The 15203-nt window shown below is 55.0% G+C and carries 12 protein-coding genes; 3 read left to right on the top strand and 9 right to left on the bottom strand.

What is annotated here, in order from left to right; translation table 11 throughout:
• A partial coding sequence (locus tag ABJQ89_RS15430) for a LamG-like jellyroll fold domain-containing protein (RefSeq protein ID WP_348497057.1) occupies positions 1–2937 on the bottom strand: 2937 nt, incomplete at its 3' end.
• A 477-nt stretch (positions 2938–3414) separates the two neighbouring features.
• On the opposite strand from ABJQ89_RS15430, the gene ABJQ89_RS15425 reads away from it, so the two are divergent.
• Both ABJQ89_RS15425 and ABJQ89_RS15420 read left to right on the top strand, forming a co-directional pair.
• Positions 3415–4071, top strand: coding sequence for a VPLPA-CTERM sorting domain-containing protein (locus tag ABJQ89_RS15425; RefSeq protein WP_348407023.1), 657 nt, complete (start codon positions 3415–3417; stop codon positions 4069–4071).
• A 94-nt stretch (positions 4072–4165) separates the two neighbouring features.
• Positions 4166–4747, top strand: a complete 582-nt coding sequence (locus tag ABJQ89_RS15420) for an acyltransferase (RefSeq protein ID WP_348407024.1) — start codon at positions 4166–4168, stop codon at positions 4745–4747.
• Between the two features lie 14 nt (positions 4748–4761).
• On the opposite strand, the gene ABJQ89_RS15415 is transcribed toward ABJQ89_RS15420, so the two are convergent.
• From ABJQ89_RS15415 to xrtD, 5 genes are all read right to left on the bottom strand, one after another.
• Complete coding sequence (locus ABJQ89_RS15415; RefSeq protein WP_348407025.1) at positions 4762–5235, bottom strand: glycosyltransferase; 474 nt, start codon at positions 5233–5235, stop codon at positions 4762–4764.
• Entirely contained in the window at positions 5232–5717 is a 486-nt protein-coding gene (locus tag ABJQ89_RS15410) for a UDP-N-acetylglucosamine--LPS N-acetylglucosamine transferase (RefSeq protein ID WP_348407026.1), read from the bottom strand. The genes ABJQ89_RS15415 and ABJQ89_RS15410 overlap by 4 nt, the downstream gene beginning before the upstream one ends.
• 100 nt (positions 5718–5817) lie before the next feature.
• Complete coding sequence (locus ABJQ89_RS15405) at positions 5818–7245, bottom strand: mannose-1-phosphate guanylyltransferase/mannose-6-phosphate isomerase (RefSeq protein ID WP_348407055.1); 1428 nt, start codon at positions 7243–7245, stop codon at positions 5818–5820.
• Positions 7246–7356: 111 nt separating this feature from the next.
• Positions 7357–8028, bottom strand: a complete 672-nt coding sequence (locus ABJQ89_RS15400) for a rhomboid family intramembrane serine protease (protein ID WP_348497056.1) — start codon at positions 8026–8028, stop codon at positions 7357–7359.
• A 60-nt stretch (positions 8029–8088) separates the two neighbouring features.
• Entirely contained in the window at positions 8089–9687 is a 1599-nt protein-coding gene (xrtD, locus tag ABJQ89_RS15395) for a VPLPA-CTERM-specific exosortase XrtD (protein WP_348407028.1), read from the bottom strand.
• Between the two features lie 293 nt (positions 9688–9980).
• On the opposite strand from xrtD, the gene ABJQ89_RS15390 reads away from it, so the two are divergent.
• Positions 9981–11285 (top strand): UDP-glucose/GDP-mannose dehydrogenase family protein, encoded by a 1305-nt coding sequence (locus tag ABJQ89_RS15390; RefSeq protein WP_348497055.1) that lies wholly within the window; start codon positions 9981–9983, stop codon positions 11283–11285.
• 6 nt (positions 11286–11291) lie between these two features.
• On the opposite strand, the gene ABJQ89_RS15385 is transcribed toward ABJQ89_RS15390, so the two are convergent.
• The 3 genes from ABJQ89_RS15385 to ABJQ89_RS15375 all read right to left on the bottom strand — a co-directional run.
• The gene (locus tag ABJQ89_RS15385) at positions 11292–12710 is read right to left on the bottom strand and encodes a hypothetical protein (protein WP_348497054.1); all 1419 of its coding nucleotides are present in this window, start codon (positions 12708–12710) and stop codon (positions 11292–11294) included.
• 12 nt (positions 12711–12722) lie between these two features.
• Entirely contained in the window at positions 12723–13352 is a 630-nt protein-coding gene (locus ABJQ89_RS15380; protein ID WP_348407031.1) for a polysaccharide biosynthesis/export family protein, read from the bottom strand.
• A 126-nt stretch (positions 13353–13478) separates the two neighbouring features.
• Positions 13479–15203: tetratricopeptide repeat protein (locus ABJQ89_RS15375; RefSeq protein WP_348497053.1), on the bottom strand; the 1725-nt coding region annotated here is incomplete at its 5' end.

Genomic DNA, 15203 nt, shown 5'->3' with positions numbered 1-15203 from the left:
ATAGTAGTTGATGAAATTCCCCGCCGCGTCGGCCTCTGCCAGGCGCAGGTCCAGGCGCAGGTCGAACCCGTCCATGTCTTGTAGGCTTCCGGTGTCGCTGTTCAGGTAGATTTCGCTACTTTCACTGATCCGGAACCCGACGTGGCTGCCCAGAGTTTCGCCGGTCTGATAGACCGTGATGCCGCTGCCCGATTGATCCGCGAGCCCCTGTGACGAAGACAGCAGAGCGATGGCATCGGCATCGCCTACGGGCACATCGATGCTGATACTCCGATCCGAAAGCTGAATGTCGTCAATATAGGCATCTACCGTATCGCGTGACCACAAGTTCCCCAGAACCAGATCTTGGCGGGCCCCAGTGATGATACCGCTGGCGGTCACGCTGGCCACTTCAACGCCATCCGCTCGCATGACAAGCGTTTCGGCGTCTGAATCGTAGAAAATACCAATGCTGTGCCAATCGCCATCATCAAAGATCGCCCGGTCGCTGATCATCGCGTAGGTGCCTGTGGTGGTCTCTACCTCAAACCAGACCCGGCCGTCGTCTTTCACCGACCCTGCAAATTGTTCATAGTAGTTGATGAAATTCCCCGCGGACCCCAGGCTTTCCAGTCGCATGTTCAGCGTGAGGGCGAGACCTTCCATATCTTGCAAGCTGTCTGTGTCACTGTCGATGAAAATTTCACTACTTTTGCTGATGTTAAACCCCGTATAGTCGCCCTCGACGGTCCCGGTGTTGTAAATCCGGGCATCCCCTTCTGCCAGGTTCGTAAGGCCCGTCGCAGAGGACAGGCGCAGAAACGCACTGGCGACAACCGGTTCTTCTCCGATGATCGGATCGTCGTTTGGAACATCTATTGTAACCGGTTCGTCCGCGATCGCGGGATCACGGCTGATTGCAATGTCGTCAATGTATATGTCGGCTGTGTCACGGTCAAAAACATTGCCAAATACCAGATCCTGTGATGACGACCCGGTAATACCAGATGCCGTGACACTGGCCGCTTCCTCACCGTCCACATACAGCCCAAGCTTTTCGTCATAGGCGTCATAAGAGATGCCGATGTTGTGCCAGTCGCCATCCGATAGGACGGGTGTCTCGGTGATGACAGCGAAGGCGCCCTCATCAGTGACGATTTCAAACCAGACCCGTCCGTCATCATAAACGCGACCCTGAAAGATCGTGTGCAATGTGATGAAATTGCCGCCGTTGCCGGCATCGGCCCATTTCATATCCAACGTAATCCCGATGGTCCCACTTTTTTGCAGAGGAAAGGCGCCCGAGGTGATCTCGATTTCGTTCCCCAAGGAGATATGGAAACCGTCATGAGAGCCTTCGACGTTGCCCTCCACGAGCACGGTAGCCTGCTTTTCAGATAGATCTGCTAGGCCATTACTTGATTTCAAGTATATGATATCTTTAGTAGCAACCAAGAAATCCCGCGATATTTGGTCTACAACTGTTCCTCCATCGTTGATTGTCAGAGTGACCTCATAGCTCCCCCCCTGCCCAACCGATTTGTCGATTTCGATGCCTGTGAAGGTGGAGCCATCAGAGAATGACCAAACAAACTGATATTCTGATAGATCAACAAACCCGGTGCTGTCCAAAGACAGCCTGGCGTCGAAGGACATGGTATAGATGTCTCGGATGTCGGCCGACCGGGTCAGCACGGCCTCTACCCCGTCGATAGCGCTTAGCGTGGCTTGGGTCAGATCGGCCCCCGCCAGCCCGTTCCAATCGCTGTCCAGCAGAAACCTCAGGTCGCGCAGATCGGCCGCACCGCCATCATTGGCATTTACGAAATTATTGATGATGTGATTGGCGGCATTAACATCGTCATACTCAACGAAAAAATTATCTCTTATTACAGATACATCTTCGGTGGTTCCGGCGATTTCATTTGTGATGTTATTGGTGATCACAACATCGCCGTCGTTGCGAATAACAATCGAGGGCGCGCTTGAGCTGATCTCGTTGTCACGGGTGACAACTTCGGCCTGACGGTTCCACAAAAGGGTGTTGTTCGTGATCGACAGGTCGTTGACGTCAGCTGCATAAATGCCGTGGATATGAGAATTGTAGATCACATTGTTGCTGATCTCGAAGTTTTCGAAATATCCGCCGGTGGCGCCACCGTCTCCAAACAGTTCGTTGCGGATAAAGATGCCTTGGCTGCCCGCCCCGCCCGAAGTGTTCAGGACATTGCCGCTGATGACCACGTCGCGGGTGATCTGGTTTGCGTTGGTGCCCCAAAACTGGATCATATCAGAGTGGGTGACATTTTGTGATGTGCCGTAGAAATCATGCAATGTGTTGTCAGTGACCTCGACCCCTTGCACCGAAGCAAACCGCAGCCCGTCGCCCTGCATTTGCGTGATGTCGTTGTCGGAAACGACAATATCGTCGCCATCGATCACCGACAGTCCGTGATAGTAATTTGAGACCGTGTTGCCCGAGAAATTGAACTCATCGCTCCAGCGGACAGATCCAAGGGTCAGACCAACCTCACTATAGCTGGTCACAAAGCCAGTGGCGTTGCCGATGAATTCTGAGTTGGTGATCGAGATGTTATCCGAGCTGTAAATTTCCAGATCGTCAGAGCTATCGTTGCTGTCACCGGTGCTGTCAAAAAGCACGTTGTCGATCGTGATGTTATCGGTGTCCCGGATGTAAACTCTGGACATGATGGCAGGTGTGTCGGGGTCTTCTGAGGTGATCGTGACAGCGTTCTGTTCGTCACCGACATCCCTAAAATACATGGAATAAGGTGTGTCACTGGCTTGTAGCTTTATAACACCGCCGCCTTCGTTCGCCTGCAATTCTAGATATGCAGCTCGCAGTTCTTCTGAACTTGAAACCGTTATGGTCGTTTGTGCCGTGGCGTCTGCCATAAAGAAAATCTCACCCCTTTGTTGATCCGTCTCGTCAGCCATCAAAAAAGGCGCTTGCAACTGCAAAGCGCCCGTATCGTGGCGTTTGGTACCCCTTGATTGGGACTGATGTACAACAAGTTTTCGGTCGAAAAATAGCCTTTAGCGGCGATGCGCTTTGCAATCTCTAAAATAGGCATAAAATTGCCTGACCTTTGCGCAAATACAAACGCGCGCTTGGAAGACCGCACAGAGAACGGCATGGTCCGTAAGAGGAAGCTATGATTCCCCCGCCAAAGGTCGGCCCCAACCAAATCTTCGTCGTGGATCGTGTGTTCAAGACATCGAATGCAACCTTAAGTGGTTCGCATGGCTAATTTTTGACATAAAACGTTTTGAAGCGATAGAAATACGCTTTAAAAGGCGCGCGGGGGACAGAAATCTATTTACGAAAAGTTAAAAATTCGTGTACAACTGTCGCCAGTATATCAAAGTCGCACGCATTCAAACTACTGCGCAAATAACAAGGTTATCGTAAATATGAACAAAGTGTTTAATCTTATCGCTGCTAGTACGCTGGCATTGGGCGCGGGAACAGTTGGCGCATCTGCCGCACTTCTCGATTTCACCAGCACGGCATCTTATGACGTTCAAAGCGACGCTCTGGCATCCGGCACCATCAATGGTATCGGCTGGACATTGACACCATCCGGTGGCGACCTGACATTCACCACACCTGGCCCCGGCTCTATCGGTGACTTGGTTGGCGACAATGACGGCATCGGTGTCGATGATGACGAAATCACACTCAGCCCAGCTGAATCTGTGACTTTGACATTCGACAAAGCGATCCGCGTTACAGGTCTTTATTTCCTCGACCTGTTCATCTCTTCGGATGGCGCCGTAACAGAATCTGCTGTTGTGTCTTCGAACGGTTCTGCCATCCTTGAGCTTTTCGCGACCGAAAACGAGCCTGGCTTCGGCTTGGGTGACTTCACGGAACTGGCGGGTGACTTCGTATCCTTCACAGGTACATCGTTCACGTTCACCGTTGGCAATGACAACGACAACGTCGGTAAAGCAGACTTCGCTCTGGCAGGCATCGAGATCGCTCCGATCCCACTGCCCGCAGGCATCCTGTTGCTGGGTACAGCACTGGGCGGTCTGGGCATTGCGCGTCGCCGCAAAAAAGCCTGATCAATATCAGCATATGAAATTCCAAAGGCCACTCTTTCAGGGTGGCCTTTTGGATTCTGAGCCTCGTTTATTTTCGTGACCGCTATGGAACACCATGACACAAGCACCGGCCAGATCTGCTCCCGCACATAAGAAACGCCTGTCCAAGCCGGGGCGTGCCATTCGCATGCTGGCGGCTTTGTTTGATCCGCGTGCGTATCTGCATGTTTTGCGTATCGTGAATTATTATAACTATACTCATGTGATCCCACGCCGGGCCTTGCAGGTTGGGCCAGGTGCCCGGATCAGCCCGAATGCCGCGTTTTCCAACCCAGAACGGATCAAGATCGGCGCGCGTTTTGGTCTGGGTGCGCGCAGTACGCTTTGGGCGGGGCCCGCAACCGGCATGATCGAAATTGGCGATGATGTGTTGTTTGGCCCAGATGTTCTGGTGACGGCTGCAGGCTATCGGTTCAACGACGGCAGCCCGGTGACAGAACAAGCCATGGATGAGGCAAGTGTGCACATTGGCAGCGATGTCTGGATCGGGGCCAAAGCGATCATCTTGCCGGGGGTGACCATCGGTAACGGCGCCATCATAGGAGCGGGCGCATTGGTCCGTGGGCCGATCCCCGAAAATGCGATTGCGGTGGGCGTCCCGGCCAAAGTTGTGGGCCTGCGCACGCTGGCGGAATAACCGGCCGTTACGGCCTAGCCTTGATCGATAAAATCGCGGATCCGGTCGCGCAGTTGGTCAGCCGTGGCGCCGGGGTCTGGCACGGCCGGGGTCAACGATGGGGCGCTGAGCAGTGCCGCTAAATCTGATATATCCCACGCGACATGGATACCCGTTACCGCTTCGACTTGTCGGGCTGTTGCCAGCTGGTGATCATTGCGGTGCTCTGCATGTGCAAGACGCCGCGGCATCACGATAAGCGGTTTGCGGTAGGCTTTGGCCGACAAGATCGACCCGATCCCGGCATGGGCGACAACAACGCGCGCCTGTCGGAACAACGCATCAAAAGCGTCGGGCGTAAGGGTTGCGTGGGTCTTGAGGCACTGGCGGGGCGTGGTGTCAGGCCCCACCTGCGCCACGATATCTTCGTCAAGATCTGCGCCTAGGCGGTCAAGCTCGGCCATCAGCCGTGGAAAGGGCAGCTGGGTTCCAATCGTGGCAAAAATCATAAGACAGACCCGGCATAATCTGCCCCACTGTCACGGGCGACATCGGGCCATTGCGACAGCCACAGGTCCGCAAACCGCCGCGCAGTTTGGCCAGAGGCCGATAGAGTTTCGGCATTGGCCACACTATCAACCCATATGGTACGCGCGCCGGTTACCTTGCCCAATATCAAGGCCAACAGCCCCGGCAATGCGCCGGTCGTGATCACCACATGCGGGCGCAAACGCACAAACCGCACCACCAGCCAAATAAGACATCGCAAAGCTTGCAGCGGTTCATTGCGGTTGCAGTCCGGCACCAGATGGGCGGGCGCCGCGTCAAACTGTTGGGCCAGCCCCGGTAGGGTTGTGGCGTAGGTAACATCATGATGGGTGAACCCAGGCCGCATTAACATCAACTGCTGCCAGTGCCCGCCAGAAGATGCGATGGCCAGCACACGCCGGGGCGCGGCAGCCTTGTGCGGAGCAGATGGAGAGACAGTCATGAGCGGTTACCTGATTGCGGATCCCGGCAAGACAAACAGGCAAACCAACCGGATGACAAGCCTATCCGAGACATTTGCACAGCCTCACACCACCTGCGCCTTAGTTGCGCGCATAGACGTCTTCGTAGCGCACGATGTCGTCTTCGCCCAGATAAGCCCCGGTTTGCACTTCGATCAAGATCAGTTCGACCTTGCCGGGGTTTTCCAACCTATGTGTTTCGCCAAGCGGGACATAAACGCTCTGATTTTCGGTCAACAAGGTGACTTGCTCGCCGACGGTCACCCGTGCGGTGCCTTGTACAACAATCCAATGCTCCGATCGATGATGATGGCTTTGCAATGATAGCGCCGCACCCGGGGTCACCTGAATGCGTTTCACTTGGAACCGGCTCCCGAATGCCAACCGTTCGAAAGACCCCCAAGGCCGGTGATCCATCGGGAATGTTTCGGCCTGTGGTACCGCGCGGGCCTGCAACGTTTTGACGACCTGCCCCACCCGTTGATCTTCGGAACGGTGCGCAACCAAAACGGCATCGGGCAACGCCACAGCAATGATATCTGACAGGCCAAGGCCCACCAGCTCCAGCGTTTCATGGTCGCTGCGCAACAATGTGTTGGTGCAATCAATCGCCGTTGCGTGCGCGGAACAAACATTCCCCGCCGCGTCTGCATCGCCTTCTTTCCAGACAGCGCCCCAACTGCCCAGATCTGACCAATGGCCATCGTAGGGCATGACAACAAGATTTTCGGCACGTTCCATCACCGCATAATCAACGGAAATAGGGTCTATTGCACCCCAGGGCTCTGCCGCCAAGCGACAGAAATCCAGATCCTGTGCTTTGTCTTTCACCGCTTGGGTCACCTGCTGTGTCAATTCCGGCGTGTATCTACCGAAGGCGGCAAGGATTGTGCGCACTGAAAAGAGGAAAATCCCCGCGTTCCACAGGAACCCACCTTGTTTCAGCATGGTTTCGGCGGTGGCGATGTCTGGCTTTTCGACAAAGCGGGCTACGTTTTTCGTGGCCGTTTCCGAGCTGCTGGCCGTGGTTTCTAATTCCAGATACCCATAACCGGGATCAGGGCGCGTGGGCACAACACCAAAGGTAACAATCTGCCCGCTTTCAGCCGCAGGAAGGGCCGCCTCAACTGCAGCTTGGAACGCATCGGTGTCAGGGATCAGGTGATCACAGGGGCTGACCAACATCATTGCGTCTGGGTCTTGTTCTGCAAGCCACATGGCCGCCGCCAAAACCGCAGGTGCGGTGTTTCGGTTGTGCGGTTCAATCAAAATGCTCTGGGGTTGCAGGCCGACCTCAGTGCATTGTTCGGCCGCGATGAACCTGAAGTCATGCGATGTGATGATCAGGGGCGCCTCAAACAGCGGCCCAGTCAGACGTTTTGCACAAGATTGAAACGGGCTTTCGGCATCAATCAGGGGCAAAAATTGTTTCGGATAGGATTTCCGAGACAAAGGCCAGAGCCGTGTCCCATGTCCTCCGCACAGCAGTACTGGGGTCAAGCGTGTAATAGTATGTACCTGTCAAATATCTTTGGGGTTTACGCGGTGCCTGTTAGGCTTTTGATTTTTATAACATCAGTTGAAATGACGGCAACCGTTTCCACACATAAGTGTGGTCGATTACGGATCGTTGCGCCCACGTGGGTCAATTAATAGCGCAAAAGTCCACCCCGAGAGAAACCCCCCCAGATGTGTTTGCCACGCCATCTGCCCATCAAGAGCCCACCACATCACGATGTTCATCAAGATCAAAAGACCCACAGCGCGCGCCACGGGCCAAAGCTTTTCACGCAGCGTGAACCTGTCGACATAGTTCCAGGCCAACACACCGCCCGCCAATCCAAACAACGCACCCGACGCACCCACCATAGGCTGCAAAGTGTCCGCCAGCATGCCGAAGGCCCCCGCCCCGCCCAACATAGCCGCAAGATAAAGTACGGCAAATCCACGGATGCCCACGCGTTCTAGCACAACGCGCCCAAGCGACCACAACGTGACCATATTGACGGCCATATGCAAAAAGCCACCGTGCAAGAACCCATAGCTGAAGAACATCGCATAGGGTTGTTGCGGGTAGTTTGGCAGCCAACTGCGCAGCAATCCCGGCCAGAAACCACCAAATTCATAGGCATAGCGGCGCCAATGCGTTGAGCCGATCACCCCCCTATCTGCCAACGTCAGGGTGCATTCAACCAGCCCACAGACCAAGATAAGCCCCACCAGCAGGCTGGTTCTGCGGCGGTTTTGCACGCGCGTATCTAAAGAAGGCTCCCGATCGCTGTACACGCTCATGACAACATTGTTGCGCCTCTGTCCCAGACTGGCAAGGCTTTGCGCCCGCAGTGTTGGGTCTTATTCAGGAATGTAACGTGGCAACCGCTGCAATACGCCGGCCATCAGCTTTTGGATCCGCGCATCTGCGACGCTGTCGGTTTCGCCCGTGCGGATTGGGGTGACAAAACGCACCAAGGCGCCATCAGACCGGCCCTTGGTAAAGCCATCCCAGACCACGCTCATTTTGGCGGCGAAATCATTGGTCATACGTTCGCCACGCTGTTCGAACCAGTAATAAACCAACTGCTTGGACAGACCTTTTTGGATAACCGCGCGGTTGACCTCAAAGGTGCCATAGGTCGTGTCGGGCATGCTGACGGCGTGTTTGTCCAGCGAGAAAATCTCCCAGCCACCGACAGGCAAACAAACCTCGGGGCTGTGAATGCCCGAGCCTTCGGTCTGCTTGTGATAAAAGGCCGCGAAAAAGCTAACAGCGGCGGCCTCGCCAGGGGCCACGTAAGACGATTGAATATAATCGTCGGCGCCCAGAACATGCGCGACTTCCGAGCTAAGTTCAGATTGTCGACCGGACCATTCGGATAGGGTTCTGGGGAAGAGGCTAAAGGCCTCACGGTCTACGGGGGGTTGAGCTTGGGGCTGCACCATAAACCAAACCGCAGTGACCGAGATTGTGATTGCGGTTGCGGCCACTAGGGCTGTGCTGCCCGCGATGCTGAACACGCGCATAAAGATGCCACCCAGTTGATCGGTATCGACATCGATCGCATCCGCCAAAGGCAATGGGTTGGGGGTCAGCCGTTGCAGGGCAATCGCCATGATCATCAAGATCGCGATACAAAAGCCAAAAATGACCCATCCTTCAAAGAAGTGCAGGAAACCTTCGGCATGTTCGATCCCGTAAGAGTTGACCATCACGCCGATCACCCCGATCCGGAAGGAGTTCATCAAAACGGTGATGGGTGCCGCAGAAAGCAAAAGCACTGCTTTGTGCCAAACCGGGCCGCGGTAGAGAATAGCGAACAGATAAGAAAAGGACAGGATGGGAAAGAGATAGCGCAACCCCGAACAAGCCTCGGCGACTTGTAGCTTATAGACGCCCAGGTCGATGATGTTGCCATCCAAAAACACCGGGATGCCGACCATATCAACGATCCAGACCCCGATAACCGATGAGATCCCCTGCAAGAAGATCGTCAGCTTCCAATACAAGAACTGTGGCAGTGGCAGCATGAAAACCAGGTGCAATACGGGCAGTTGGTGGTGCTTGCCGCGCTGCCAGCCAAAGACCGTCAGGACGACCCCCGCAACCCATACGATGAACGCATAGGTGACGATATCCGGGATGCGCACGGTATTGCCGAAAACAGCAAGAACCAGCCCCAGCATGAGCACGATAATCCCGGGCCGCCTGTTGCGGGGCTCGGTGATTTCGGCGGGGGTGTTGCGCAATTCGCGAAGAAACAAATAAAGCGAGATCAGCGGGATCAGCGGACCGTGGCTATATTCTGGTGTGCTCCAGGCCCGCGCAAGAGACACGAATCCAATCCAAAAAAGCGGGATAGATGCGACGATCAGCAGGATAAAGAAAAACAGCCCGCTTGCATTGACCGGCAAACCGCCAATCTTGATCGGAGCGCTACGCGGAAATGAATTCATTGCAATGCCACCTTTTAAATAACTACCGTCTGAAAACCACGTACTCTGGGCTGTCTCAATTTTGCCATGCGTTAGCATGATGCCGCTTGTTTTCCTAGGAAAATGCAAAAACACCCAACGCCATTGTGATCTGCCCCCTGCCCCACGCCGCCCAAAGCGGGTTTTCCATGCTTTTCAAGCCATATGGTAAGCAGTTTTTCAGATTGTTCTTGTGCTGGCCCTTCGTTCCCTCGACAAGACACGGCGAAACTCTTATTTCATGACGAGCGTAACCATTTCCGTGTGAGGATACGATGAAGATTGCAATGATCGGGACCGGCTATGTAGGTCTCGTCTCTGGTGTGTGTTTTTCCGATTTCGGCCATGACGTTGTCTGCGTCGATAAGGATCCGGCAAAAATAGAGAAGCTCGAACGAGGAGAAGTCCCTATCTTCGAGCCTGGGCTCGAAGATTTGATGGCGCGCAACGTTGCTGCGGGCCGGTTGTCTTTCACCTTAGATCTGGCAGAAGCGCTGGAAGGCGCCGATACGGTCTTTATCGCGGTGGGCACCCCCACACGGCGTGGAGACGGTCACGCCGATCTGACTTACGTAATGGCGGCGGCCGAAGAGAGCGCCCGCACCGCCAAGAAATATGTGGTCATCGTGACGAAATCCACCGTGCCTGTGGGGACCAACCGCAAGGTGCATGATGTGGTGGCCAAGGCCAACCCGGATCTCGAATTTGACGTGGCTTCAAACCCAGAGTTCCTGCGCGAAGGCGCGGCTATTGATGACTTCATGCGCCCTGACCGGGTGGTTGTTGGGGTTCAGTCGGACCGGGCCGCCAAGGTCATGGCCGATGTCTACCGGCCGCTGTTCTTGCGTGACTTCCCGATCGTGACGACTGATCTGGAAAGCGCGGAGATGATCAAATATGCGGCCAACGCCTTTTTGGCCACCAAGATCACCTTTATCAACGAGATCGCGGCGCTGTGTGAAAAAACAGGTGGCGACGTCAAGGAAGTGTCCCGTGGTATGGGCCTTGACGGCCGGATCGGAAACAAGTTCCTGCATGCGGGTCCCGGTTATGGCGGGTCATGTTTTCCCAAGGATACATCCGCCCTTGCGCGGATTGGCCAAGAATATGCCAGCCCGATGTTGATCACCGAGGCCGTCATCAAGGTCAATGAAGACATCAAACGCCGGATGATCGAAAAGCTGCGCGACCTATGCGACGGCAACTTTAACGGCAAAACGGTTGCCATACTTGGGGTGACGTTCAAACCCAACACGGACGATATGCGCGACGCGCCATCCCTGACGATCGTGCCGGCACTTGTTGGCAGCGGTGCAAACGTACGTGTCGTTGACCCACAAGGCCGCCAGGAAGGCGAAGCCCTATTGCCAAGTGTGACATGGGTCGAAGACCCATATGAGGCTGCCAAAGATGCCGATCTGATTGTGGTCCTCACCGAGTGGAACGAATTCCGCGCGCTTGATCTGGGCCGTATCAGCTCTGAAATGCGCACTGCGCATATGGCCGACTTGCGCAATATCTACGCATCGGCAGATGCATTGTCATCCGGGTTTGAACGCTACGATTCCATCGGACGGTGACAGGCGTCAGCGTCCGAAGCTACGTCCGATGCTTAAAAAGATACTGTTGGCGGTGCGATCAGCCTCGTCGCCATCAGTCCCCATATTCCGGCTAAAGCCCGAGCTCATCGACCAGTCTTTGGTGAGATCGCGGTTGTAAGACACGCTAAAGCTGCTGCGTTCGGTGTCATCACTTGAACTCTCGATCACATTGGTCCGCGCAAAATCAAAGCCCGCGCTTATGCTCGATAGGGTATTGATGGAATGTGAGTAATCGACAGAGAACCCTGTGTTCAAAATGCTTTGATCGCTGCTATTGATCCCGCCCGATTGGCTAAGCTCTATGGTCAACCCCCCGGTGGGCAGCGGCTGTTCATAGCTCAGATTGATCAACGGTTCGATTTCGCCGGTTTCGAATTCTGTCACGCCGACAGATGTCGCGAAACTGGCATTGGGCAGGTTTAACGCCCGCGTCAGCACCAAAGAGTTACGCCGACCGTCCGAATTCACGGATGTATCAAAGCCCAAGCCAATCGACCCGTTCGCGCGATCATAATCGAGATCGAACGACAGCCCAAAACCGTTGGTCGACGTTTCGCTTGTGGTTGTGGTGGTCGTGTTGTTGGTCCGCGACAGACTGAAGGATGCCGTCAGATCAGACCTGAGAACAAAATCAGCGCCCAGACTGATGGATTCACGTTCGCGGTTGGTTTGGTCACTGTCATCCGTATCGGATTCGGATAGGTTCACGCTCGCTGACGTCTGAATGCGCGGACTGATATCAAAACGCGTGCCCAAAGACAGCGCCACTTCGGACCGGTCCGATTGTGCTGTGCTGGCTCCGATATTGCGGAAATCACGCTCGCTGAACGACAAAGAGCCGTTTAGTCCGAAAGGACCCGCAAGCCCTGTTTCAAAGCCAAAGGCCGCATTTGAACGGATACGTTGACCGTCACTGATGACCACATCATCTGCGACAATCGTCGGCCCAAAAGTGGTGTCATCAATGACGGTAAACTCGTCCAGCTCATCCACTTGGATCCGCACATCTGCGGTCAGCTCTGTGTTGCGGTTTTCGCGGGTATAGCCCAGGCTGACCCGTGGTGAGACAAGCGTCCTGTCGCTGGTGTCATCCCCAAATTCCAAAGACCCGCTGGTTGAGAAATTGAAGCTCTGAGCACTGGTGCGTGCCGATAGGCTATAGCCCAGATTGGTCCGGCTCACGAAGGTGCTGTCCGACCCTTCCACCGAGAAATCAGGGTTGTCGTTATATCGCAAAGTCTCGCTTAGGCTAAAGCTCTGCTGCACCCCTGGTGTATCTTGCGCGACCCCAGGGCGCACAATCACGCCCACCACTGCAACCCCGGCAAGGGCGCAAAACACCGCCCGATATGGCTTTTGCAAACGCACGGCCGTGGACCCTGTCAAAGAATACCTAATTGGCATGTGGACGACGCCCTATTCGAAAAGCCTGCGTTCCGGCACCAATATAACATCGCCCTCTTGCAAGATCACATTTTGCTGGAAATTCGCGCCTCGGGTCAGTGCCTTGTAGTTGATGTTCACAACGCTGGGCGCGCCGGTCACCGGATCTGTACGGCGCAGTTGAATACGCTTGGTTGCGGCAAAATTGGTGAAACCACCGCTTTGAGACAACCCTTGCAGGAACGTTGTGCCGCTCATAACGGCCCGCAGCCCAGGGGAGCCGATCTCGCCGATGAAATACACATTGATTGCATCGGGGCCTAAGGCCGCCGCTTCGGTTCCCAGCAAACCTGGGCCTTCGACCCGCAGGACAGATACGAAAACATTCGGCTCAACCGCGAAATTGCTGCTGATCGCAGAGGTGATCGCACGTTCAACTTGGCTCAGCGTTCGGCCACCGGCTTGGACAGTCCCGGCAAAGGGAAAACTGAACCGGCCGTCCGGCAATACAAGCGCATTGCGGTTCAAAGACGTGTCTTCAAGAACTTCGATGCGTAGCGTGTCACCGGGTTGCACGGCATAATTACCTTGGGCAGACACCGCAGTGACTGCGACGACATATGCCAAAACAATTGCCAAGCATGACGTAATCAGATTTTTCATGGCTCGCCTCATTAATCAATGTTTTTAGACCTTATCGTATATTTCATACGAAAAGGGAAACATCGTTAATCTGACGACCCTGGATTGTGCTCGGGTGACAACACTGTAGGCGGGGTGCGGCGGGCCTTACTCTGCAAGAGCGGCGGTTAAGGCCTCGATTTCTGCGCGCGCCTGTTTGATGCGATCTCGCTGGTCATCTTCACCGGCAATCTCAACAGCCCGCTGCAGCATCTCTAATGCGTCCTCATTTCGCTCCAGCGCTTGGTAGGTAAACCCAAGGTGCGCTTGGACCATCGGATCATCAGGCAAACCCGCAGCTGCCGCTTCAAGATATTCGACCGCTTCGACATATTCGCCACGTTTATAGGCCAGCCAGCCATACGTATCTTGGAACGCAGGAATTTCAGTGCCCCGCAAACGGCGCGCCACCGTATAGGCGCGGTCGTTGCTTTCGGCATCGTCGCGGTACGTGCTGAGCAAGCTGGCCAAGTTGTTGGCCACCACGATTGAGCCGGAGTTCAACGTATAGAGTGTCTCGTAGATCTCGATGGCAGCATCAACGTCCCCCCCGCGCTCCAGATAAGAGGCCTTGGCCCAGAGCAGTTCGGGCTGATCCGGTGTCAGTGCCAAGCCGTCATCAACCAAGACCTCGCCTTCGGCGTTGCGCCCTTGCGTCGACATCAGCCGCAGCAAAGCCAACCGCAGTTGATGCTGCTTGGGGAAATCGTCCAATAGTGCGCGGTACCGTTCTTCGGCTTCTTTCGGCTGCCCAATCGCGGCAAGCGTTGTCGCCAAGACATAGTGCATTGTGCTGTCACGCGGATTCTTTTCGAGGAAATTCCGGGCGTATGCCACCGCCTCGGCCCCCTTCCCGTTCGCCAAATGGGCGCGGATAATCGTAATCGCGGCTTGCCCGTTTGGATTGTCAGTATCTTCAGCCATATTCTCAAGGGTCGCGATAACAGTGTCCATATCACCACTGCGCGCACGCACCGACAAATCAAGGGCCCGAGCCGCGTTTCTGGACTGGGCTGTGTCCAGATCATTCATGCTTTTGATGACCTGACGGGCACGCGCGTTGTCTTCCATCAAAAGGTAAAGCTGCCCCAGCTCCGTCATAACGGTCAAACTGCGCGGATCGCTGCGCAGGGCCAAAAGCAGTTGATCTTCGGCGGTGGTATAGCGGTCGTCCTCGACCAACCGGCCTGCATACCGCAGCGTCTCGGCGGGCGCATTGTCCGAGGCCTCAGCCGCACGTGCCAAGAAATCCAATGCCAGTTCATGGTCTCCCGCCCGGGTATAGGCTTCGGCCATAAGTGTCATCGCTGTTGTGTCACGATCACTCGCTTGCAGCGCTGCCCGCAGCGACGAAATAGCGGTGTCGATTTCATCAGCATCAATAAGCCAGCGCGCTTGCATATGCAGTGCTTCACTCTGGCCTGAATCCTCCGCCAGCACCTCTTCGATCAACCGTCGTGCGCCAACATTATTGCCGACGATATTTTCCATACGGGCCAGCATAACTTTGATATTTCGCAGATTTTCAGATGTCGGCAGATCCTCTGCCAACACCGCATTGAGATCGGAAATAGCATCTTCCTGATCCCCCTGAAGGAATTTCAAATTCGCCTTGAGCCCACGATAAAGCACCGCATTGCCGCCCCCAGCCGCAATGGCGCTCTCAAGCTCGGCCAGCAACGCCTCTTTGCCTTTGGTTTGTTCAACCAACTGCAAAAGCGCCACAAAATTCGCGGGATCTTCATCCGCAGGGTCAGAGTTTTCTCTCAGATATGTCTCTGCATCGTCCAGCCGGTTGCGCCCGACATAAAATCTGATCAATGCGGTTGTGAC

It is taken from the genome of Planktotalea sp., from assembly GCF_039984035.1.
Taxonomy (GTDB): Bacteria; Pseudomonadota; Alphaproteobacteria; order Rhodobacterales; family Rhodobacteraceae; genus Planktotalea.
This window is presented reverse-complemented; position numbering and strand designations above follow the sequence as displayed.